We start from the raw sequence: 23554 nt of genomic DNA, 5'->3' as shown, positions 1-23554 counted from the left end.
GATGTGAGTAACGTTTAGCGATTGCAAACGTACATCGTTACTTCAAAGCCAAAACGCATTTCGGTAGCTTCTGGTTTGGTCCACATGATAGTTCTCCTCATTGGTTTGGTTAAGTCATCCGGGTAATGAATCAGCGATAACTTGCTGTATTCGTATGACTGCAGTATGCGCCTGCGGTTTTATTAAACCCCTGCTGCCATTCATGATTCACGCCTCATGATTTTCATTAAACATCGCGAGCGGCAATTGACGCTGGGTGGAACTTAATCGCTCAGCGCATACACCTACAAATACATTCATACCGATAAATAAGGAGAGAGACCATGATGAAATCGTGTCTTGTGATCGCAGGTCTGTTGGCTTTGCCCATGGCCGCCATGGCCGATACCGAGTTCTATGGCACCATCCAGAGCAAGCCGGATAACAACCTGGGTGTCTGGGTGATCGGTGACCAGCAGATTGAGGTGAATGAAAAAACCAAACTTGAGGACGACCATGGTCCGCTGGCCATTGGCGCTTGTGTGGAGGTGGAACACAAGAACGGACTGGCTAAAGAAATCGAAAGCGAGAAGACAGAGAAGTGTACAAAACCGGCCGGCAAGCTCTGATCAATTCCCATGCATCACGCCCATAAAAAAACGCCAGCATATGCTGGCGTTTTTACCTGACTGAAAGAACCGTGGTTCAGTTTAGTTCAGGGCATCCTTCAAAGCCTTGCCGGCGCGGAAGGCTGGAGCCTTGCGTGCAGCAATCTTGATTTCTTTACCGGTTTGCGGATTGCGGCCAGTACGGGCAGCGCGTTCCGAAACTGCGAAGGTACCGAAACCGATCAGGGTTACGGAGTCACCCTTCTTCAAAGCGCCAGTCACACTGCTGGTGAATGCATCAATCACCTTGCCAGCGGCAGCCTTGCTAATACCAGCGCTTGTTGCAATTTCTTCAATCAATTCTTGTTTGTTCATAGTGTTTTCAATCAAGGTTGTTGGATGGAGCGCCTATCTTAACCTAGTCTGGCAAGCTTTGCGGCACTTCATATACAAATTTTTTTAAAATTTCCTGTGATTGTTCACATTGAATATTTTTGCGAAGCGCAAGCCACTTCCGGTGAATACTTATGCAAACCAGCAATTGCTCTTCTTTTTGCATAAGTATTTATTAAATTAATGATTTTTAAATATTTTTTTTCGAACTTCTCAGTATGTGGCGCGCCGATGTCTTATCGCCATGAGGGGAAGTACAAAAAATCAGGAGTGGTCAAAAAATGTCACATGCGCTTGTGACCATGCATAAAAGGCCGGAAAACCACTCAGGATTTCCCGGCCTTTCATCTATGGACTGTCAATTTCTACCGCTTGCTATGCCAGCCCAGTGGTGGCATCAGGCTTTTTTCAGCGTATTGCCAAACAGCTGCAGTGCCAGTTGGTAGCCTGTATTGGCGAGTTGTGGGTCATAGCGCTCGCCCTCATCACGCATGAAGGCATGCTGGCCATTGAACTCATGCCAGGTGAAGGACAGGTTGGCTTCGGTCAGTTTTTGATATACCTCGGCGCGACCAGCGGTCGGAATATGGTTGTCCTGCTTGCCCCAGATCATCAGCAGTTCACCCTTGATATCGGCCAGGCGCTCCATGCTGTGCTGGCCTGGTTTGTTGGGGATAACCGCTGTATGCAGATCAGTGGCGTAGAAGCAGGCGGTTGCCTTGATCTCAGGCTGAAGGGCTGCACGGAATGCCAGATGGCCGCCAATGCAGAAGCCCATGGCGCCAATGTCACCACTGCACCACGCTTGTTGCTTGAGGTAGCTGATCATCGCTGCGTTATCGGTATCGTAGCCTTGGACATCCTTGGCTGACTTGTCTGCATTGCCTTTGTCGCGACCTGCATCGTCGTAGGCCAGCACGGTGCCAATCGGATTAAGCTCATGGAACACTTCGGGCACCAACACGGCATAACCATGGCCTGCCATGATTTTGGCCGCGCGTTCAATCGGGCCGGTCTGCTGGAAAATTTCTGAATAGAACAGAATAGCCGGGAAGCGACCCTCGCCTTTAGGACGGTGTACATAGGTACGCATCACACCGGTGGGTGTAGGCAGGTCAACGATGTGGCTTTGAATCAGCATGAGAATCCTCCAGCTAAAGTAATAAAACGGTTTTTTATGTAATGTTCTTTATTTTAGCTTGCTGAGACAGGTTTTCGGAAAATTAAAATGCAAGAGAATGGCGTTTTTTCAGATAAAAAAACAGGAGCCTAGGCTCCTGTTCCACGCCGGCAACAATGTGCCAGTTATGTCCCTGCTCTTTGGCAGATTAGCGATTGCAAACGTACATGGTCACTTCAAAGCCAAAACGCATCTCTGTTACTTCTGGTTTGATCCACATATTGATAGCCCTTGTAACCGTTGAAATTCAAACTTAGGAGAGTTAAACGCTTGGGCGTTTGACGAAACCATTATGTGCTGGACCAGGGTACCTGCGGCAGAGACAAACTCATGAAACATGGCTCATGATTTTCATGAGATAAAAAATGGAATTTTCGGGTGCTAAACAGGAAATGTACCCGGGAAGTGTTTTGCCAGAGAGTAAAGAGGATCAGAAAGCTGGCTGGCGTTTAAGGGTCACCAGCCAGTTTCTGACTTACCTTGACGGGAGATGATGTCTTGGTGAATTCATCATGCTCCAGTTGAGAATGATTGTCAATTGCATAGTTGAGATTGTGAAAAATTCTTGCTTACCACGCTTTGCAGTCGACTTTTTATTACCCTAAATTGCAAGCATTAGGCGCTAGAAATTGCCCCGCAAGGTCAACATCACATTCCGTGGGTCGCCAAAATAGCTCTGCCGTGACCAGCCTTCCATGCGTGAATAATAGGATTTGTCGAACAGGTTATTCCCCGTCAGGCTTAACTCCCAGTGCGGATCAATACGGTAGCTGACCTGGGCTGAGGCCAGTGTATATCCTCCCTGCTCCCATTTCGTGGTGCCATCAGATGCATAAACACCGCTGCTGATATTCAAACCACCGCCAAGGGCCCATGCTTCTGAAAGCCGATATTTATTCCAGAGCTTGAAGTTATGTTTGGGTGTGGAGGTGGCGAAGACCAGGCCCTGGTTGGCTTCATCCGCTTTCAGGTATTTGGTTTCGGTATAGGCATAGCCTGCCATGACATCCCAGTTTGAGCGCAGGCGACCGCTAATCTCGGACTCAAAGCCTTGACTGCGGACTTCTCCCGCCGAAATGGAATAATTCGGATTGTTAGGATCCGTCATGGCGCGGTTTTCATCGTTAATGCGGAACAGGGCAGCGTGCAGGTTAATCTTTCCATCCTGCAATTCGCCTTTGATGCCGACTTCGTACTGTTTTCCCGTGCGTGGTTTCAGGATTTTTTTATCAGCACTCAAGGCGGTTTGTGGCTGAAAGATATCGCTATAGCTGCCATACAGGGAGTATTGCTTGTTGATATCAAAGACAAGCCCGGCGTAAGGGGTGAACTCATGCGTGATGCTGGCATCGCCATCGGCCGAACTTTTACTTTCGTTTTTCCAGTTACTCAGACGTCCGCCCAGTATCAATTTGGTGTTGTCGAGCACTTGCAAGCGGGTTTGACCATAAATACCCGTTTGGCTGGTTTGGTAAACATCGGCAGGTTCGTAGATAAAATCGGGTTTTGCCACACTGCGCGTTGGAGTGAAGATATTTTGTGTCGCTCCATACACCTGGGCATAGGCGGTGTTGGCATTAAACACGCGCGAGTTCAGGCCGACGAGAAGGTTATGTTCTTTACCCAGCGCCGTGAATGGCTGGGTGAGGTATGCATCCAGACCGTAATCGCTGGTTTTGCCTTTGCTGGCCAGCAAAACACGGTCAAAGTTACCTGCGGCGTCTATATAGGAGTCGCCAAAGGCGCTGGTTTCAAGACCGTAACGGCGCTCCAGGGCGCTGGCGCGTATCTTGAGCTCTCCGCCACTGACGAGTTTATGCTCCGCTTCCAGGAAATAGCTGTTGCTGTTCTCGTGCTTGTTATCCCAACCGGAGCCGATATACGTTGAACGGCTGATATCGGCCACACGCCCATCCGCATAAGTGGGAAGACCAAAGGTCGGACGGGAATCCATGCTCGTAATGGTGGCACCCATGGATAGCGTGGTTCTCGGCGTCAGGTCGAATTCCAGCGTGCCGTAGATAAGCGGTTTGCGTGCATAGTCATGATCAATGAAGGATTTCTTGTCCTGATACATGGCCACCAGGCGCCCTCGCACTTTGCCCTCGCTATCTAGCGCACCCGTCACGTCAAATTCGCCGCGATAATTATCCCAGGAGCCGCCTTGCACGCTGGTTTTGATCGCGTAGTCTGCCATCGCGCGTTTACGTACCAGATTCACCGTGCCACCGGGCTCGCCGGTTCCTTGCAGCATCCCTGCCGGGCCTCTCAACACTTCAATACGATCGTACGTTGTCAGGTCGAGTGAGCTGGTTCCCCATGCGCCCTGGCTATCCTGCACCGGAATGCCATCTATTTGAATCACGTCCAGCCCATAACCCCGTACGGAAATGCCCGCGGTATTACTGCCGTAATTCACCACCGTCATGGCGGTGGTTTGTTGCATGGCATCTGCCACGGTGGTCATGTTCTGATCGTCCATGCGCTGGCGCGTCACGATGCTCAGCGATTGCGGAATGTCGCGCAGGCGCTGTTCGCCTTTGCCGATGGACACCATGTTGGACGTGTAGGAATGGCTGTTTTCGGTGGTGGCGGTTTGTTCCGCCGCCGCTAGCACCGATACCTCTGGCAGGGTTTCGACGGCAGCACCTGCGTCTGTAACCACCGGTTTCAGGCTAAAACCAGCCTCTGTTGTCACGGCTTGCAATCCACTGCCGGAGAGCGCCTTGTCCAGCGCTTGCTCGGCAGTCATCGCGCCATGAATGGCGGGGGCTGACTTGCCTTTTAGCAAGGCCGGGTCGGCGGCGATGGACTTTCCACTTTGCCGGGCAATACGGATAAGCGTTTCATCCAGTTTGTCCGCTGGCAGATCGTACTGATGTGTGGCGTGCAGGCCCGTCGTTTGATTGGCACTGTGAGGCTCGGCCCAGGCAGGCATGCCTGCAAGGGTTAGCGAGATGGCCAGCGGGATTAGCCTGGGCTTGAAAATAGATAGTGTCATGTATAGCTCCCTGAAGCGATTGGTGATTTGGATTTACAAACACCATGTCCAGCGAGCCGGGCAAAACCCCTCAAAAAGACATCAGAATGTTGCAATCAACGGTTATCAATGAGCGTCAGCCATGGCCCATAATGCGTGATACGTACAGGCAGGGCTTGCGCCAGCGTACGCAGGCTGCGCTCCGGGTCATCCAACTGAAATACCCCGAATACCCGCAGTTTCGATGCCGCAGGCGATACTCGCAGATAGTCCTTGCGATAGGCGCGCAGCGCATCCACGACTTCGCCCAGTGATTGGTTGCGTACATCAAGCACGCCATCTTCCCATGCCGCATAAGAGCGCATGTCCTCGCGTGCTGGTGCAATTCCGTTACTGTCGAACCAGGCGGACTCGCCTTCTGACAGGACTTGCTGGTGCGGTCCGGCGGCAAGCAGCACGCTGTGCTGCAACACCACGGCGAGGCTGCGATCTGGCTGGCGGCGTACCATGAAGCGAGTGCCCAGAGCCGTGACAGAGCCGTGAGATGTGGCGACGGTGAAGGGGCGAGCCGGATCTGCCGCGACCTGTACGATGCAGGCGCCAGCATGCAGTGTGAGCCATCGTTTGCCTGCGCTGAAGTGAATGTCGATGGCCGACTCGGCATCCAGCGTCAATTGGCTGCCATCCCCCAGAATGACGGTTTTTCGTTCTGCCGTGCTAGTCGCGATATCGGCAGTCAGCGCCATGCCTGTTGGCGAGCGCTTGAGCAGATAAGCGGTTCCCAGGCCGACAAGCACCAGGGCCATGCCATTAAGCAGGCGTCGGCGCTGAGGCGATGTTGGCGCGCTTAATACCTCACGAATAACAGCAAGCTGCGCAGGTGACTGATGCTGGGTTGACTGCAATTGACTGGCTGGTTGCAAGGCGCGCGTCATCTCCTGCCAGGCCTGTTGGTGGCGATCGCTCGCCGCTATCCAGCGCTCAAACGCCGCTTTCACGTCTGCCGGGGCATGACCATTGTCCAGCCTCACCATCCAGTCGATGGCCGTCAGCACCAAGGGATCTACCGCCTCACTGGCCAAGGCTTTTCTGTTGTTCATCGAGCCGCCAGATAGCAGTGCAGCAGCGCCTGCTTCATATAACGCTCAATGGTGGCGACCGATTTGGCCATGGTGTCAGCAATCTGGACGTGCGTAAGGCCATCCAGCCGACTCAGCAAAAAAGCCTGCCGAACCTTGGGCGGCAGGCCATTCAATAGCTGATCCAATGCAGCGATAGCTTCGCGAATCAGCAGCATGTCTTCAGGAGATGGCTGGTTGGCCTGAGGCTGCTGGGCAAGCGCGTCCAGATAGGCTTGCTCCAGTTCGCGCCGTCGCCAGAAGGTATAAAGTTCGCGCTTGGCCAATACGGTAAGAAAAGCCCGTGGCTCCTGTAATTGCATGAGTTGTCGCGACTGCAGTACACGCATGAAGGTGTTCTGGGCGAGGTCTGCCGCTTGCTGGGTGCAGCCCAGCTTGTTTCGCAACCAATGGGAAAGCCAGCCATGATGGTCGCGATAAAGTGCGTGCAGGGTGGCGTGATGGTGGGCAGACATGCGGTGGGCGTTTAATGAGAATGGTTCTCATTTTATGGTTGCCAGCATCAGGCGTCAACGCTTTCGGCGATGAGCAGGAATCCTCAAGCCGCGCGCTTCCCTCTGCAAAAGCAAGGTCGCCCCAGACCGGTGCATGTTTTATACTGCCGAAAAAGAAGGAGACTGCCATGTTAAGCAGAATCAGGACGCTACTGCTCACTACCCCATTCAAGATTTTTGCTGGCGTCATTATCGCCTACCTGCTGTTTGCTTATCTGGCTGTAGATCCTCTGGCACGCCGCATCTTGCCCTGGTTTGCCGAGAACAAGCTGGCCAGTCAGGCCAGTGTTGAGCACGTAAAGTTTGATCCTTTGCGATTGATCCTCACGATCGATCAACTCAAACTGAACCAGAAAAATGGCGCGCCACTGGCAAGCTTTGACCGTCTCTATATCAATCTTGAAACCAGCGGGCTGTTTCGCTTTGCATGGCGTATCAAGGATATTCGCCTGACCGCTCCCCATGTGGCCGTTGAGGTTGGCGCCGATGGACGGCTGAATTGGGCGGATCTCATTGCCAGGCTGAATGAAGACAAGGATGACACGCCATCCACCAGCATGCCGCGCTTGCTGATTGATCATATTCTGATCGAAGGCGGGGATGTGGCCTATGTGGAACGCAACCGTCCGCAGCCATTTGAACTGGCCCTGCAACCATTGGGGCTGGAACTGGATGGTTTGTCTACCCTGCCTGAAGATAGAGGCGACTACCTGATCGTGGCGAAATTGCCTGCCGACGGTGGCAGCCTGAAATGGAAGGGCGATATCGGGCTTAATCCATTGGTGTCGCAGGGCGTGCTGGAGTTGCAAGGCATCAAGCTCGCGCCCTTGATGCAGATCGTCAAACATCAGGCACTGCCCGTGCGCCTCACGCAGGGCGAATTGCAAAGCCGGCTGACCTACAGCTTTGCCATGGTAAAAGGCGCCGATCAGCAGGATCCAACGCCAGAAGCCATCGTGCAGGACCTCAGCCTCACGCTTGAAAATGTAGCAGCTGAAGTGCAAGGTCAGCATGGACCTGCGCAGTTGCATCTGAAACAGGTATCTGTGGCCATCCCGCGCCTGGATTTTTCTATGCGCAAAGGCACGGAGCTGACATTCAAGAACATGCGTCTGGGCCTGCAAAAACTGGTGCTGCAGCAGGCAAAAACACCCCTGTTTCAACTCGATGCCATTGATGTACAAGGTATCGATTACGACCTTGCACGCCAGCATTTGCAGGTGGCGGATGCTGTTCTGCATGCAGGGCATATCAAGGCCGCCCGCAGCATTAATGGCAGCCTGGACTGGCAATCGCTGATACCCCCCGCTTCTGGTGAACCCGTGCCAAGGTCCAGCCCGGCTCCCGATGCCGCTGCCGCCAAGCAGCCATTTACATTCGATATCGCCCATCTGCATCTGGCGGATTGGCGGGCCGAGTACCACGATGCCAGTTTTGTGCACCCCATGGATGTGGCGCTCAATGCGTTTAATCTGGAGCTGGGGCTGGGGAATAAAGATGGCAAGCTTCAGGTACGGGATATTCAAAGCCGGGTAGGGCAGGTGCAACTCAAATCGGCGCTCTATGCTCAGCCAGCAGCTACATTGTCCAGCCTGCAGGTGCACGATGGTGCCGTCGACGTGGATGCGAAATCGGTCACGCTTGGTGCGGTAGTACTCAGTGGTTTGCAGGCCCAGGTCTTGCGCTCCACCAGTCAGCCGCTGAACTGGCAGGCCATGCTGGAAACACGCATTCCGGCTGCCAGTGCACCGGCTGTCACATCAGCGCCGGTCAAACATAAATCCAGCCATGCGAGTTCCAAAGAAAAAGCAAACGTTGCCTGGAAATTGAGCCTGCCCAGGCTGGCATTGCAGGATGCCAGCGTGCACGTGGAAGACAACACGCCCGGCAAGCCGGTGGTGCTGGATATTGAGCGTGCAGGGATAGAGCTGCAGGATGTGTCGCTGGATCTTGGCCGCAGCATCCCTGTCAAGGCTGGCTTCAAGATCAAGCAGGGCGGGCAGTTCAATGCGGATGGCAAGCTCACGCTGACGCCGTTCAAGGCCGACCTCAAACTGGGTCTGGATGCCCTGTCGCTGAAGCCGCTGGCGCCCTATATCAATCAGTTCGCCCTCTTGCGGCTGAATGACGGTGCCGTCAGGCTGAATGGCCAGCTCGGCCTCAAGACCGACCAGGCATTCAGTGCGCAATTCAAAGGCGGCTTTGCCGTGGACAGGCTGGCGATTGCCGAAGAAAACGGCGGCGCGACCTTCCTCGCCTGGAAAACCCTGGGTAGCGATAGCCTCAAGCTCAGCCTGGGGCCAGACCGCTTGCATATGGACGAACTGCGGATTGTGGAGCCGCAGGGCAAATTCATTATTCATGAAGACAAAACGCTGAATGTGCAGCGCATGATGCGCACTCAGCCTGTGAATCCGCCTGCGACGGCAAAAGCGAATACGCCCCCAGCCACCATAAGTAAAGCGCCAGCCAAGGCCACAAGCAAAACGGCGTCAGCCGGTGCAAAGGATTCATCCACCTTCCCGGTCAGCATTTCGCGGGTACGCATAGATCGCGCACGTCTGGAGTTTGCGGATTACTCGCTCAAGCCACAGTTTGGTACCTATATCAACAGCCTGTCAGGCGTGATCAATGGCCTGTCGACAGACGCCAATACCACCGCGCAGGTGGAGCTGGACGGCAAGGTGGATGAGTATGGCTCGGCCCGCATTCGTGGCTCCTTGCAGCCATTCAAGGCGACCGACTTTACCGATCTCAAGCTGACATTCCGCAATCTGGAAATGAACCGCCTGACGCCGTATTCCGGCAAATTTGCCGGGCGCCGCATTGAGTCGGGAAAGCTGTCGGTGGATCTGGAATACAAGATCAAACAGCGGCAGATGACCGGCGAAAACAAGTTTGTCATCAACAAGCTCCGACTCGGGGAGCATGTGGATAGCCCGGACGCAGTCAATCTGCCACTGGATCTGGCGATTGCCCTGCTGGAAGACAGTGATGGCATCATCGATCTTAATTTGCCGGTATCGGGCAGCCTAGATGATCCGCAGTTCAGCTACGGCAAGGTCGTCTGGAAAGCGTTTGTGAATGTGCTGGGCAAAATTGCCACGGCTCCCTTCCGTGCGCTCGGCAATTTGCTGGGCATCAAGTCTGACAAGCTGGAGGCGGTGGTGTTTGATCCTGCCAGTGCGGTGCTGGCGCCCCCCGAGCAGGAAAAATTGCAGGCAGTGGCAAATGCCATGGCAAAACGCCCGGCATTGACGCTGACCGTGACTCCCGCCTATGACGCGGCAGCCGACCGCAAGGCACTGCAGGAGCAGGCGATTCGCCGGGACGTGGCGCAGCGCATGGGGCTGAAACTGGCGCCGAATGAGCAGCCAGGTCCAGTCGATCTGCATAATCCCAAAGTGCAGTCGGCGGTATTCCAGCTGGCACAAGAGCGCGGTCCGGATGCCAAAAAGCGCGGCGTGCTGGGCAAGCTCAAGGATTATCTGGAAATCGCCAAACCGGAAGACCCCGCGGCTTATGACAGCATGCTGCAGCAACTGAAAGATGGCGTGAATATTCCGGACAGTGCCTTGCAAGACCTGGCGAATGCACGTGCCGCCAGTGTGCAACAATATTTGCAGCAATCAGCCGGCCTGGCGCCGTCGCGGCTTGCACAAAGTGCTATCGATGCAGTGAGCGGGGATAGCGGGCAGGTGCCGCTTAAATTGAACCTGGGAGTCAGCAGGTAGTCCATAACAATGTAGTCGCTAGCTGCGGTCTCCCCGGTTCTGCGGCCAGCGGCTTCAAGGCCGCCTCATCTCATGCGTTGATTGCAGGATGGGGCGGCCTCATAACATAAATATAATCCCTTAGACTGCAACCACGCTCTCCCAGTTGAGCGGCGTGCATGCCCTGAAATGCGCAGTATGGCTGGAGAGCGACCATGCGAATTTACCAATCCCTGTGCGTGCTATTAACGCTCGTCAGCCTGCCATCCTGGGCGGATGCCGAGCCTCCCGCCGAGCTGATTTTTGCGCTTAAAGGATCCATCGTCAAAATACATACCGTGACCAAAAGTGGCGGTCATGGCATAGGTTCCGGCGTGGTTGTTGCCGAGAATCTGGTGGCGACCAACTGCCACGTGCTGGCAGATGCGAATGGCATCAACGTGGCGGCCCGGGGTGAAACCTATGCGCCCGTGTCAGTCCGCGAGGACTGGCGTCACGACATCTGCGTGTTGCGCGTGGAGTATTTGCCATTAAAACCGGTAGTGCTCGGCGATGACGAGCAGTTGCAATACGAGCAGGATGTCTTTGCCATCGGCTTCCCCGGCGGGCCACCCAAACCGCAAACCACCTTCGGTACCATCAAGGCCCTCTATCCGCTGGATGATGCAGCCATTATCCGCACGTCGTCTTCCTTTGTGCTGGGCGCCAGCGGCAGCGCGCTGTTTGACAGTGAAGGCAAGCTGATCGGGCTCAATACCTTCAAAAGCCCTGGGCGTAATAGCTATTACTACAGCATGCCGGTGAAATGGATCAAGGCATTGTTGCAGGCGCCCGAGACGGAGCATGTCAGCCAGAACGGCAGACCCTTATGGGATGCGCCTGAAAATCAGCGCCCTTACCTCATGCGGGTAGTGATCCCCATGCAAAACGAGGAATGGGATGATTTGCTGAGAATCGCCAGTGAATGGGCGGTGCAGGAGCCGCAGACGGTAGAAGCCATCTACTACAAGGCGCTGGCTGAAGAGCACCTGGGCGATTTGAAGGCGGCCGATGCTTTGTACCGGCAGGTGCTGCAGGCCAATCCCCGACATAGCGCCAGCCTGCTGGCGGATGCACGGATAGCGCGCCAGCAGGGCGAGTCCAATCGCATGCTGACTCTGCTTAGCCAATTGCAGGCCTTGTCGCCTGACATGGCGCAGGAGCTGGTTCCGCAAGAGGCCGGCCTCGCGCAATAAAACACTCCCCATCCAAAATTCAGCGCGTAACGATAATAGTTAGCGTAAAAGTTGAATAATATGGCAGGATTGCCCAAGCACGAGACGGGCTGAATCCGCATAATGTTCAGCTGCGGTAATGCTCATCCTGTCATGGAATCTTGGCATTATTCTCGTGGTATTTCCTATTGATCACTTGTGTAGACGCCTCCGGGCGTTTTGAAAGTTCGTATGTTCAGCATTGTTCAGATTGCGCTTAAGCGCCCGTATACGTTTGTCGTGATGGCTATCCTGCTGCTGATAATGGGCATTCTGTCTGCGCTGCGCATGCCGACGGATATCTTCCCGGAGATTCGCATTCCGGTGATTGCGGTGGCCTGGCAATACACCGGCATGCCGCCAGATCAAATGGCAGGGCGTATCGCCACGGTGTATCAGCGCGTGCTTACCACGACGGTGAATGACATTGAGCACATCGAAGCCAATTCCTATAACGGCTTTGGCATCGTCAAGATTTTCTTCCAGCCCGGGGTGAACATCGCCACGGCCAACGCGCAGGTGACGGCCGTATCGCAGGTGATATTGCGCCAGATGCCCACGGGTGTAACTCCGCCGCTGATCCTCAACTACAGCGCCTCCACGGTGCCTATCCTGCAGATTGCGCTTTCCGGCAAGGGCTTGTCCGAGCAGCAGCTGGGCGATCTTGGCCTGAATACCATACGTACGCGGCTGGTAACCGTGCCGGGGGCTGCGGTGCCGTATCCATTCGGCGGCAAGACGCGGCAGGTGCAAATCGACTTGAATCCGACCGCCTTGCAGGCGCGTGGCCTGGCAGCGCAGGATGTTGCCAATGCGCTGGCTGCCCAGAACCTGATCTTGCCAGTCGGTACGCAGAAAATCGGTGTGCAGGAATACACCTTGCAGCTGAATAATGCTGCGGGTGCCATGGACGATATTGGCAACTTCCCGATCAAGGTGGTCAATGGCGCGACCGTGTACATTCGCGATGTCGCCACCGTGCGCGATGGCAACCCGCCGCAGAGCAATATCGTGCACGTGGATGGCGCCAAATCCGTGCTGATGTCGGTGCTGAAAAACGGCGCGACTTCCACGCTGGATATTGTCTCCGGGGTCAAGGCACGCTTGCAGGAAATCAAGCCAACCTTGCCAGATAATCTGGAAGCGGTGCCTATCAATGACCAGTCCATCTTCGTACGCGCGGCGGTCAAGGGCGTGGCGTTTGAAGGCGCGATTGCGGCGGTGCTGACCAGCCTGATGATCCTGCTTTTCCTGGGCAGCTGGCGCTCTACCGTGATTATTGCGGTGTCTATTCCGCTGTCCATTCTTGGCGCCATTTTTGCGCTGAATGCCTTTGGCGAAACGCTGAATATCATGACGCTGGGCGGCCTGGCGCTGGCGGTAGGTATTCTGGTGGACGATGCGACGGTGACCATCGAAAACATCAACTGGCACCTGGAACAAGGCAAGCAGGTGGAGCCGGCCATTCTCGATGGTGCGGCGCAGATCGTGACGCCCGCATTCGTGTCGCTGCTTTGTATCTGTATCGTGTTTGTGCCGATGTTCCTGCTCGAAGGCGTGTCGCGCTTCCTGTTTGTGCCTATGGCCGAGGCGGTGATTTTTGCCATGGTCAGCTCGTTCATCCTGTCGCGCACGCTGGTGCCTACCATGGCCAAGTACTTGCTCAAGCCACATGCTCCGCATACGGATTTGCACGGTACGCATGCCACCCTGCCACCATCACGCAATCCGCTGGTCAGGTTTCAGCGTGGGTTTGAGGCGCGCTTTGAGCGCGTGCGCGAGGGGTATCACGGCTGGTTGCATGTTGCCATGCGCAACCGCAAGAAGTTCGTCATTGGCTTTATGGCCTTTGTCATGCTGTCATTTGCGCTGGTGCCTTTCCTCGGCCGCAATTTCTTCCCGGCGGTGGATGGCGGCCAGATACTGATGCACGTGCGCGTGCCGGTAGGCACACGCCTGGAAGAAACCGCTGCGCAGTTTGCCGATATTCAGGCGGCTATCCGCGAGGTGATTCCGGCACATGAGATTGTGACCATGGTGGATAACATCGGCCAGCCGATCAGCTCGATCAACCTGACCTACAACAATACCGGCATCATTGGCGCGCAGGATGGCGATATCCAGATTGCGCTGGCAGAAGGCCACCAGCCAACGGCGGACTATGTGAAAGCCCTGCGTGAGCGCTTGCCACGGCAGTTCCCGGGCACCACCTTTTCCTTCCCGCCTGCCGATATCGTCAGCCAGATCCTGAATTTTGGATCGCCGGCGCCGGTGGATATACAGATTCGCGGGGCCAACCGCGAGGCCAATTTTGACTATGCCAACAAGCTGCTGGAGCGCATACGCCAGGTGCCCGGCATTGCCGATGCGCGCATTCAGCAGTCGCGCAGCAGTCCGGTATTCAAGATCGATGTCGACCGCACGCGGGCACAGGAGCTTGGATTGACCGCGCGCGATGTCACCAATAACGTCATCGTCAATCTGGCCGGCAGCAGTCAGGTGGCGCCTACCTACTGGCTTAATCCTGCCAATGGCGTGTCGTACCCGATTGTGATGCAGACGCCGCAGTACCAGATGAATTCGCTTTCAAAGCTGGAAAATCTGCCCATGAGTGGCAGCGCGAGTGAAGTCACGCCGATATTGGGTGGTGTAGCCACCTTTACCCGCGATCGGGCCAATGCCATCGTCAGCCAGTACGATATCCAGCCCATGATCCAGGTGCATGCCAGCACACAGGATAGAGACCTGGGTGCCGTGGCCGCCGATATCCGCAAGATACTGGACGAGACCGCGCAGGATGTACCGAAAGGCAGCACCGTGGCGCTGATGGGCCAGGTGCAGACCATGGAGCGCTCATTCAACGGGCTGTTGTTCGGTCTGCTCGGCGCCATCGTGCTGATTTATCTGCTCATCGTGGTCAACTTCCAGTCGTGGAGCGATCCATTCGTGATCGTCAGCGCCTTGCCAGCGGCAATTGCCGGCATTATCTGGATGCTGTTTGCGACCTTTACACCGTTGTCCGTTCCGGCGCTGACCGGGGCGATCATGTGCATGGGGGTTGCCACGGCCAATAGTGTGCTGGTGATCAGCTTTGCCCGCGAGCGTCTGGAGGTGCTGGGCGATGCCACGGCTGCCGCGCTTGAGGCCGGTTTTGTACGATTCCGTCCGGTGCTGATGACCGCATTGGCGATGATGATAGGCATGGCGCCCATGGCGTTGGGCCTGGGTGAAGGCGGTGAGCAGAATGCGCCGCTGGGCCGTGCCGTGATTGGTGGCTTGCTGTTTGCCACCACCACTACCCTGATTTTTGTACCTGTCGTATTTAGCATGGTGCACGCACGGTTTAAACCTGCTGCGTCCCAGCCACATGTAAATGGAGAGCCGCATGTCATCTGAAACTCATAAGACGCCACCCTCATTACGCATAGGCGCCGTCATTGTCGGCGTTGTCTTGCTGGGCGTATTGATCGTTGGTATTACCGCCCGTGCGCAGAACGCACGCACGCTCAAGAGCTGGACCGAGCAGCAGGCAGCGATTTCAGTCAGCGTGATCAACGCGACCGAAATCACAGGCGGCAAACCCCTGGAATTGCCCGGACGATTTGAGGCCTATGCTGCTGCGCCGTTGTATGCGCGTGTCAGTGGCTATCTCAAATCCTGGAAGGCTGATATCGGGACGCCCGTGAAAACCGGGCAATTGATTGCCGAAATTGAAACGCCTGATCTGGATCAGCAACTGTTACAGGCACGGGCGGAAGTGGCAACAGCGAAGGCCAATGCCGATCTGGCTGCGATCACGGCCAAGCGTTTGCAATCCTTGCTGGATACCAACTCGGTATCGCATCAGGAAGTGGATGAGAAAGTGGGCGACTATGCTGCCAAGCAGGCGCTGTTGCAGTCGGCGCAGGCCAATCTCGATCGCCTGGTGGCGACCAAGGCATTTGCGCGGATTGTGGCCCCGTTCGATGGTGTGGTGACCTCGCGGAATACCGATACCGGCGCACTGATCAATGTCGGAAGTGGCACCGGGCCTGCGTTGTTTGTGGTGTCTGACAATCGTCGCCTGCGCCTGTATGTGAGTGTGCCGCAGGCTTATCTGGGCAGCATCAAGCCGGGGGATAGTGCGGATGTGACGGTGCCGGAGCAACCAGGCCAGGTATTTCAGGCAAAAGTGGTGTCTGCTTCTCAATCGGTAGATGCTGGTTCAGGTACCAGCCTGATGCAGCTCAGCCTGAACAATGCCGATGGCAAGCTGCTGCCAGGAAGTTACGCACGCGTCAGCTTTAATCTGCAAGGTCAGGCATCGCGGCTCAGCATCCCTGCCAGTGCCCTGATTTTTGATGCGAAAGGCATGCAGGTTGCCGTGGTGGATGCTGATGGCACCGTCAAGCGCAAAGCGATTACCGTCGCCCGGGATTTGGGCAGTGCGCTGGAGCTCAGCGATGGCATATCGGCGACTGATCAGATCATCGACAACCCGCCAGATGGCATTGCCGACGGTACCAAGGTGCTGATCAAGCAGGATGCTGCCGCCTCCGAAAAGAAGGCGGGCTAAGCCTGTTCCCAGCGATTGAGATAGGCCGTGGGTGGCGCGCCCATCACACGGCTGAACATGCTGGTAAAGCTGCCGGTGCTGGCGTAACCAAGCCGCAAGGCAATCTGCGTGACACTCTGCCCTTCCAGCAGCAGCTCAACAGCACTAATCAGGCATAGCTGCTGGCGCCAGGCGGTGAAGGTCATGCCGGTGTCTTGCAGGAACAGGCGCGACAGCGTGCGCGAGCTGGCCCCGGCCAGATGACACCATTGCTCCAGCGGCCGTGTATCGCCGGGGTTTTCCTGCAAGGCTTGCGTGACGCGACGTACGCGATGGTCACGCGCCTCCGGCAGAAACAGTGGCGCTTCTTTTTCTTCTGCAATCTGATCTATCAGCACCTGCATCAGCCGTGCCTGCGGGCTGTCGTCGGTATATTCCCATCCTGAAGCCGCGGCCCGTATCACCAGCTCGCGCAATAAAGGCGAAAGCTTGAGCACCCGGCAGCGTGCGGGCAGGCCATGCAGCAGATCGTGGCGGATATAAGCCGTATGCAGCCGGGCTGGTTGGGGATAGACAACACTGTGGTGTATCCCCGCTGGTATCCAGAATGCCCGCCCCGGTGGGGTTACCCAGGTGCCTTCTCGCGTTGTAATCCGCATGCTGCCCGACACCACAAACATCAGTTGCCCACGCTCGTGCGTGTGCGTTTGCACACTTTGGCCTTTGGCGTGATCCACGCTCAGCGCCACCACCGGGCGGTCAGAGCTGTCCGGGTCAGCGCTGAGGGCCAGTGTTTTCCAGATATGGTCGGGGAGCGAGCTGATGATGGGAATCCAGGGTGATGAACGGCTTTAATTATAAACAGAGCCATTTGAAGATGTGAACTTCATTGTTAACCTGGCTCGTTACGCGGACGACAGGCAAAAAAATGCCCGGGAACCCGGGCGGAGGCGTGGAACAAACAACTTGAAGAGAGAGATAAGCAATCAGGTGATCTGTAGTCAGTTTGGATGACATGGCCAGATCAGCCGGTTTCTGCTGGATGCTTAACCAACTGAAACCATGTATGCATATTAGCGGGGGGTTATTGCTTAACGATGACAGCGGTGTAACGCTTTGTAAGAGTTTTTTCGAGCGTGTGTAAAAATGTTACAAAATGCTAACTTAGGCGTGATCGTTAAAGTGAAAAAACAAAGGCTGCCTTTTGGCAGCCCGCTTGTTGGGTTTTTTCCGCGTAGTCGCTAGCCGGCGACGGATAATGTCGCAGGCAAGGGTGAGAGCAGGACGCTCAGGCAGATTTCTTGAACTGCAGGCTTTCCATGCAAAAGTTCTTCACTTTGCCATCGACCGCATCTCGCGCAAACCCAATGCCCAGCATCAAGGCGTCGTCCTTGTTGCCAAAGCCGTTGCCCGGGCATGGAGGTGCCATGACAGAGCTTCGCTGGCTGTCATGCAGCGCCATGATGCTGACAGAGGGATAGTAACGTTCGGCTTTCTGGTAAAACGTAGCGCTAAGTTCGTAGCCGTTATAGGTGTGGGTAATAATCATGATCACTCCTTCCTAACTGACATTGCTTAAACGTGGATGACGCTTAAGCATAAGCAGACTTTGTGCCAGATTGATGACAGTCAGGTTAAAGATGATTTTCGACGATGAGTGCGTGCCACTTTAAATGGGCCATGAAATGGCGCCCATACTGCCATGGCAGGGCATCAGGCGCGGGATTTTCCGCGTTTGCTCACCAGATATAAGACAATGCTCAGCGGCAGAAGCAGCACGCCGATCAACAGGTAGATGTTGCGGAAAATGCTGAATGGTGGTGCAGCTTGCGCCACGATGGATTTAACTGCACTGCTGGGCAGCATGCCCTGCTTGTTGTCCTTGTCCAGAAAAACCAGCAGGTCGCCATTTTTCGTATAGTCCTTTACCTCCAGCTGGCAACCCTCACTCGACGGCGTGCCAGGCAGCGAAGGTGCTTCTTCGCAATGGGCATAGCGGGTGGTGATGATGGATGCGCGTTGTTGGGCTACACCCAGCTCCAGCATGATGCCGATGATGATCAGGACCACAGCGGAACTGGACAGGAATATAAAGGTTTCTTTTCTCATGGCGGCGTGTCAGATAGTCAAGTGAAAGCCGGAATCAGTCCGGCCAATAATCCAGTCGCCATTCTAGCGCAAGCCCGCCGCAAACCCCATGAAAACATAAGGGTTATGCGGCTAAGCTGCTGATTATTTAAGCTGTCATGGCTTTTTTCATTGCTTAAGTAGTCAAGTTGGCGCATAGTGCTGCACTTGGTAAAAAATAGTCTTCCTTGTGCGTTGCCATTTCTGGTGCACATGTCTTCGCTTTCTTGCCTCGCGTGTTTGTCCCGGATGTTGTATCGGTCGACAACATTTTCACAACACGAACTTTAATTTACTAAAAGGATGGGTCAGCGATGGCAAAAGAAGAACTAATTGAAATGAGCGGCGTAGTCGCCGAAATCCTGCCGGATTCCCGTTTTCTGGTCACTCTGGAAAATGGTCACAAACTGGTGGCCTACACCGCCGGCAAGATGCGCAAGAACAATATCCGCATTCTGGCGGGCGACAAGGTGACGCTGGAACTGTCGCCTTATGACGTCAGCAAGGGCCGTATCACCTTCCGTCACATTGAAAACCGTGGTGCATTCGTGCCGCGCCGTCGTACTTATTAAGCCGTTTTTGATTCGCGCTCAGGCAAATAAATTTAAATATTGATTGACAGGGTGCTGATTACTGCGTAAAACCTTTTTCAGGCGTTTGTAATTAAGAATTAATAATTTGTTTTATATGGTTTTTATTCAAACTTTCGGGGAGCCTCCCTTTTAGTTAGAAAGTATCAAAATGGCAACAGGTATTGTGAAGTGGTTCAATGATTCTAAAGGCTTCGGCTTTATTACTCCCGATGACGGTGGCAGCGATCTGTTCGCGCACTACTCGGCAATTGCCGACACCGGCTATAAGAGCCTGAAAGACAACGATCGCGTTTCTTTCGAAGTCATCGATGGCCCTAAAGGCAAGCAAGCATCGAACATTCAAAAAGCCTAATCCTGTATTAGGTTTGATGTGAAAAACGGAGCCTAGTGCTCCGTTTTTTATTGCCTGTTGTTCGCTACGCCAACGTCTTGGCGGCTGATTCCCCAGCCATATTCACGTTAGCCACCCAACCCCAGCTCATCATCAAATTTGGGGTACACCCGCACCAGCAATATGCGCGGCCCCACCATCTTCTTGACGACGATGCTGAACTGGTCGAACTCGATCTTTTGTCCTTCCTCGGGCAAATCCCCCAGTTTCCACAGGATAAGTCCGCCGACGCTATCGGCCGCGTTGGAATCTATATCGATGCCCAGCGTGCGCTCCAGCGTGGGGATGGGCAGGCTGGCCTTGCCCAGTAGCGAGCCATCATCCAGTTTGGTCCATTCGCTGAGCGATTGCCTGAATTCATCGCGTATCTCGCCCACCAGCGCACTGAGCAGGTTGTCCAGCGTGACAAAGCCGACCGGCGGGCTGCCCTCATAACCCACCACGGTAAAGTGCGGCGCACCCTGCTGAAAGCGCCTGAAAAGCTCCGTCGCAGGCAGCTCGGGCGACACCATGGCAATCGGCCTTACCAGGTCTTCGATATCTTCCAGGCGGCCTTTGTGCTGGGCCACAAACAGGTCTTTCAGGTGGATGATGCCGATGACCTCACCGGAGGTTTCCATATAGGGATAGCGGCTGTAGCGCTGCTGCACGATTTTTTGCAGATTGGCTTCCAGGCTGTCGCCTTCATGCAAGACCACGGCTTCGTGGAAGGGGCGCATCACATCCGCCACATCCAGCTCACGGAAGTCGATGGCCTGTGCCAGCACGCGCCACTCGCTGCGGCTGAATTTATCGTCGGCACGCGAGCTGCGCAGGATGACCTTGAGCTCATCCGCCGAATAATGCGAGTCGTGGGAGGTTGCGCTTTGCAGCCCCAGCACACCCAATACCAGATTGGCACTGTGATTGAGTATCCAGATTGCCGGGTACATGACCCAGTAAAACCCATACAGCGCAGGTGCCGTCCACAGACCAATCTTTTCAGCGGAGCGAATCGCCAGTGATTTGGGCACCAGCTCGCCCACCACGATATGCAGGAAGGAAATAATGAAGAACGCAAGCGAGAATGCCACCAGATGGACAATGCGCGGGCTCTCAATGCCTGCTGCCTGCAGTAATGGCGTAAGCAGCTCGGCAAACGCTGGTTCGCCTACCCAGCCCAGGCCCAGCGAGGCCAGGGTAATGCCCAGCTGACACGCCGAGAGATAGGCATCCAGCTGCCCATGCACGCGAGTGAGTATGCGGCCGCGCCAGCCATAGGTCTTGGCCATGGCGCGCACGCGGGTTGCACGGAGTTTGACCAGGCCGAACTCTGCGGCCACAAAAAATCCGTTTAACAACACCAGCAATCCGGCAAAAATAATCAGTAATACATCGGTCAGCATGTCGCGTTGGCTTTCGGGAACGAGGTTCCTGGATCAATAGCAGTAGTGCAGAAAATTGTGCAAACAGGCACAGCCCAGATTATCCATTAAAAGCGGTGACTGCGCCTAGTTAAGCACTGGCGCGGCCTGCATGACACAGACCTGTTCGCTGAACATCGTTGTGGATCCCGCTGGCGGAACTATTGGGCAAGATGGCTTGCCCATACAGAGCTGTATACAGGGCTGCCACCAGACCCGGCGGGTTGGCGATGGCTAAAAAAATGACTTATACGCTGCAGGAGGCGATGGTGAAACGTTTATTGGGGTATCTCGTATGTGTGGCTTTGCTATTGCCTGTTACCAGTATTGCGGCCAGTCTGGACGAAGCCAAGACGGCGGTAGACGCCGGCAAGTTTGCGCAGGCCGCGGCTATGTATCGCGAACTGGCGGCGGCGGGTGATGCCAAGGCCCAGTACAACCTTGGCCTGATGTATGCCCGTGGCGACGGTGTTCAGGAAAATCCTCAGGAAGCGGTGAAGTGGTACCGTATGTCAGCCGAGCAAGGCTTTGTTGAGGCGCAATATGCACTGGGCGTGATTTACTTCAGTCGCGATGGCGGGGTTGCCATGGATTACGACGAGGCGATCAAGTGGTATCGCAAGGCTGCCGAGCAAGGCCATGTGCGCTCGCAGCTTAACCTCGGCATTGTTTACTTGCGGGGAGATGTCGTCCCGCAGGACATCCCACAAGCCCTGAAATGGTTTGGCCTGGCGGCCGAGCAGGGTGACAGCGATGCCCAGTTCAATCTCGGCAATATGTATCTCGAAGGGGAAGGCGTACCGGCCAGTATGGTGAATGGGTATATGTGGATCTGGCTTGCCGCCGAAAATCCGCAGGATGCCCATGGGCGTAGTGGCAAGCGCAAGAAAATACTCATGTACCTCGAAGCCAAGATGACACCGGAACAGCTGGCAGAAGCCAAAGCTCTGGCGCAAACCTGTCAGGCCCAGCATTACCGCAGCTGCAAGCTGGCTTGAAATGACACAATTGTGACCAATAGCGAGTCATCGCTATTGCATCATGTACTTGGCGTCGCCTTCCGCAAGGAGCCCACATACTTATCCACAGAAAATGTGGATGTGTGCAGGCAGGCGCTTTATGAGCTGCAAGACAGCATGGAACAACCGGCTTTATGCCTTGCCCAATCCGGCCGCAAGGCATAAAGCGCCGCATACTGCGGAAGATCATCATATGGCTGCCGCATGGCGCTGAAGAGTTGCTGCAGCATGGTGGTGTCGCCTTCAGTAGCCTGGTCAATCGCCTGCTGCGCCAGATAGTTGCGCAGGACAAAGCGTGGGTTCACTTTGTGCATGGCGGTTCGTCGCGCCTCCTGGGACAGGTTGTCGTGTTTGAGTCGTTCGCTGTAGCGTTGCAGCCAGGAATACAGGGGCGGGTGGAAATCCTGCCACAACTCTTCACGATAAAACGCTGCGCGCAATGCTTCTGCTTTGGGGGCTTGCATATCCATATCGCCCAGCAGGCGGAAGAACATAGTCATGTCGACCTCCGCTCTTGTCATCAATTCGAAAATTTCGCTCATCAAGGCGGCATCATCGTCCTGCCAGTCGCGCAGCCCAAATTTGGCGGCCAGGCCCTGGCTCCATGCCTGCCCATAGGTGCTGTCAAATATGCCCAGGCTTTCAACAAGCGGCGCTGGCTCGGGCAACAACAGCGCCAGCGCTTCTGCCAGCCGTTCCAGATTCCAGCGCGCAATATCGGGTTGACGACCAAAGCAGTAGCGGCGGCCGGAGGCATCCGTGGTGTTCGGAGTCCAGCCGGGATCAAAATTATCTATCCAGCCATAGGGGCCGTAATCAATGGTGAGCCCGAGGATGGACATGTTGTCCGTATTCATGACGCCATGCACAAACCCTACGCGCATCCACTCCGCCATCAGCAGCGCCGTGCGCCGGCAGATCTCGCCGAACCAGATGGGCACACGCTCGTGCAGCGGCATATCGGCGGGGAAAGCCATGTCGGCAAAGTCGCGTTGCATGGTGAATTCGGTCAGGCGGCGCAGCAGATCAATATCCCCGCGCGATGCTGGCAGCTCAAAATGCCCAAAGCGTATGAACGATGGGGCGACGCGACAGACGATAGCGCCGGGCTCGCGTTCCGGGTGACCATCGTAAAACATGTCACGTATCACGCTATCGCCCGTTGCCACCAGGCTCAGTGCCCGCGTGGTGGGGATGCCCAGGTGAAACATGGCTTCGCTGCATAAGAATTCGCGCAAGGAGGAGCGCAATACTGCCCGGCCATCGGCGCGACGGGAATATGGGGTGGCGCCTGCGCCCTTCAGTTGCAGTTCCCAGCGCTCGCCAGCGGCATTCACGGTTTCACCCAGAAAAATGGCGCGGCCATCGCCCAGCTGCCCGGCCCAGTTGCCAAACTGATGGCCGCCATAACAGGTCGCGTAGTGCTGCATGCCGGGCAACAATCCATTGCCGGACAGGGCCTGCAGCATGGCGTCTGATTGCATATCCCCCGCAGTGAGTCCTAACGTGGTCGCCATTTCGGGTGACCACGCCAGCATCCGGGGCGCGCTTACAGGCGTGGCGTCCACCCGCGACCAGAGTGCGCCATGCACCTGGCGCAGCTGGGCGCCCTGTATGGGGTCACCGGGGAGTTCGTTTAGCAGGCGATTATCGAATGACAGCATCATGACCTTGGATATAGGGGTTATTGGGCGGTGGCCGTTGTTGAATGCGTTGCCAGCCTGTGAAGTATCAATGACGGGCAGTGC

At 55.4% G+C, this 23554-nt stretch carries 19 protein-coding genes and 1 pseudogene; 8 read left to right on the top strand and 12 right to left on the bottom strand.

All coding sequences use genetic code 11. The features are described 5' to 3' along the window. Window positions 1–14 precede the first annotated feature (14 nt). On the bottom strand, window positions 15–86 hold the full coding sequence (pqqA, locus tag MPQ_RS13770) for a pyrroloquinoline quinone precursor peptide PqqA (RefSeq protein WP_013440845.1): 72 nt from the start codon (window positions 84–86) through the stop codon (window positions 15–17). 237 nt (window positions 87–323) lie between these two features. Here pqqA (MPQ_RS13770) and MPQ_RS13170 point away from each other — a divergent pair, with 237 nt between their 5' ends. Further along, entirely contained in the window at window positions 324–608 is a 285-nt protein-coding gene (locus MPQ_RS13170; protein ID WP_013443463.1) for a DUF5666 domain-containing protein, read from the top strand. Between the two features lie 81 nt (window positions 609–689). Here the strand turns inward: MPQ_RS13170 and MPQ_RS13165 are convergent. From MPQ_RS13165 to MPQ_RS13140, 6 genes and pseudogenes are all read right to left on the bottom strand, one after another. Then, a pseudogene (locus tag MPQ_RS13165) lies at window positions 690–980 on the bottom strand (HU family DNA-binding protein); the annotation flags it as partial. Between the two features lie 397 nt (window positions 981–1377). Continuing rightward, complete coding sequence (locus MPQ_RS13160) at window positions 1378–2121, bottom strand: dienelactone hydrolase family protein (RefSeq protein ID WP_013443460.1); 744 nt, start codon at window positions 2119–2121, stop codon at window positions 1378–1380. Between the two features lie 187 nt (window positions 2122–2308). Then, a complete protein-coding gene (gene pqqA, locus MPQ_RS13765) occupies window positions 2309–2380 on the bottom strand; it encodes a pyrroloquinoline quinone precursor peptide PqqA (protein ID WP_013443459.1) in 72 nt (23 codons plus the stop codon). Between the two features lie 402 nt (window positions 2381–2782). Beyond that, complete coding sequence (locus tag MPQ_RS13150) at window positions 2783–5161, bottom strand: TonB-dependent receptor (protein WP_013443458.1); 2379 nt, start codon at window positions 5159–5161, stop codon at window positions 2783–2785. A gap of 95 nt (window positions 5162–5256) precedes the next feature. Next, window positions 5257–6240 (bottom strand): FecR family protein, encoded by a 984-nt coding sequence (locus MPQ_RS13145; RefSeq protein WP_013443457.1) that lies wholly within the window; start codon window positions 6238–6240, stop codon window positions 5257–5259. Further along, window positions 6237–6734 (bottom strand): sigma-70 family RNA polymerase sigma factor, encoded by a 498-nt coding sequence (locus MPQ_RS13140; RefSeq protein ID WP_013443456.1) that lies wholly within the window; start codon window positions 6732–6734, stop codon window positions 6237–6239. The genes MPQ_RS13145 and MPQ_RS13140 overlap by 4 nt, the downstream gene beginning before the upstream one ends. 167 nt (window positions 6735–6901) lie before the next feature. On the opposite strand from MPQ_RS13140, the gene MPQ_RS13135 reads away from it, so the two are divergent. From MPQ_RS13135 to MPQ_RS13120, 4 genes are all read left to right on the top strand, one after another. Further along, window positions 6902–10507 carry a DUF748 domain-containing protein gene (locus MPQ_RS13135; RefSeq protein WP_013443455.1) on the top strand — a complete coding sequence of 1202 codons (3606 nt, stop codon included), beginning with the start codon at window positions 6902–6904 and terminating at the stop codon, window positions 10505–10507. A 194-nt stretch (window positions 10508–10701) separates the two neighbouring features. Next, window positions 10702–11721: a serine protease gene (locus tag MPQ_RS13130; RefSeq protein ID WP_013443454.1), complete on the top strand. Its 1020-nt coding sequence runs from the start codon at window positions 10702–10704 to the stop codon at window positions 11719–11721. A gap of 210 nt (window positions 11722–11931) precedes the next feature. Next, a complete protein-coding gene (locus MPQ_RS13125; RefSeq protein ID WP_013443453.1) occupies window positions 11932–15135 on the top strand; it encodes an efflux RND transporter permease subunit in 3204 nt (1067 codons plus the stop codon). Beyond that, on the top strand, window positions 15125–16294 hold the full coding sequence (locus MPQ_RS13120) for an efflux RND transporter periplasmic adaptor subunit (protein ID WP_013443452.1): 1170 nt from the start codon (window positions 15125–15127) through the stop codon (window positions 16292–16294). The genes MPQ_RS13125 and MPQ_RS13120 overlap by 11 nt, the downstream gene beginning before the upstream one ends. Here MPQ_RS13120 and MPQ_RS13115 read toward each other — a convergent pair. From MPQ_RS13115 to MPQ_RS13105, 3 genes are all read right to left on the bottom strand, one after another. Next, window positions 16291–17022, bottom strand: a complete 732-nt coding sequence (locus MPQ_RS13115; RefSeq protein ID WP_369750518.1) for a helix-turn-helix transcriptional regulator — start codon at window positions 17020–17022, stop codon at window positions 16291–16293. The genes MPQ_RS13120 and MPQ_RS13115 overlap by 4 nt on opposite strands. 539 nt (window positions 17023–17561) lie before the next feature. Beyond that, window positions 17562–17822 (bottom strand): hypothetical protein, encoded by a 261-nt coding sequence (locus MPQ_RS13110; RefSeq protein ID WP_013443450.1) that lies wholly within the window; start codon window positions 17820–17822, stop codon window positions 17562–17564. A 164-nt stretch (window positions 17823–17986) separates the two neighbouring features. Further along, entirely contained in the window at window positions 17987–18382 is a 396-nt protein-coding gene (locus tag MPQ_RS13105; RefSeq protein ID WP_013443449.1) for a hypothetical protein, read from the bottom strand. Between the two features lie 332 nt (window positions 18383–18714). Here MPQ_RS13105 and infA point away from each other — a divergent pair, with 332 nt between their 5' ends. Beyond that, window positions 18715–18972, top strand: a complete 258-nt coding sequence (gene infA, locus MPQ_RS13100) for a translation initiation factor IF-1 (RefSeq protein ID WP_013443448.1) — start codon at window positions 18715–18717, stop codon at window positions 18970–18972. A gap of 169 nt (window positions 18973–19141) precedes the next feature. Then, complete coding sequence (locus tag MPQ_RS13095; RefSeq protein WP_013443447.1) at window positions 19142–19345, top strand: cold-shock protein; 204 nt, start codon at window positions 19142–19144, stop codon at window positions 19343–19345. 107 nt (window positions 19346–19452) lie between these two features. Here MPQ_RS13095 and MPQ_RS13090 read toward each other — a convergent pair whose 3' ends face one another. Next, entirely contained in the window at window positions 19453–20769 is a 1317-nt protein-coding gene (locus MPQ_RS13090) for a hemolysin family protein (RefSeq protein ID WP_013443446.1), read from the bottom strand. Window positions 20770–21029: 260 nt separating this feature from the next. Between MPQ_RS13090 and MPQ_RS13085 the strand changes: the two genes are divergently transcribed. Then, complete coding sequence (locus tag MPQ_RS13085; protein ID WP_013443445.1) at window positions 21030–21785, top strand: tetratricopeptide repeat protein; 756 nt, start codon at window positions 21030–21032, stop codon at window positions 21783–21785. A gap of 119 nt (window positions 21786–21904) precedes the next feature. On the opposite strand, the gene MPQ_RS13080 is transcribed toward MPQ_RS13085, so the two are convergent. Next, window positions 21905–23470 (bottom strand): YdiU family protein, encoded by a 1566-nt coding sequence (locus MPQ_RS13080; protein WP_193373559.1) that lies wholly within the window; start codon window positions 23468–23470, stop codon window positions 21905–21907. Window positions 23471–23554 lie beyond the last annotated feature (84 nt).

The sequence above is a fragment of the Methylovorus sp. MP688 genome, assembly GCF_000183115.1.
Lineage (GTDB): Bacteria > Pseudomonadota > Gammaproteobacteria > Burkholderiales > Methylophilaceae > Methylovorus > Methylovorus glucosotrophus.
The sequence above is the reverse complement of the archived record's forward strand: the minus strand, read 5'-3'. Positions and strand labels throughout refer to the sequence as shown.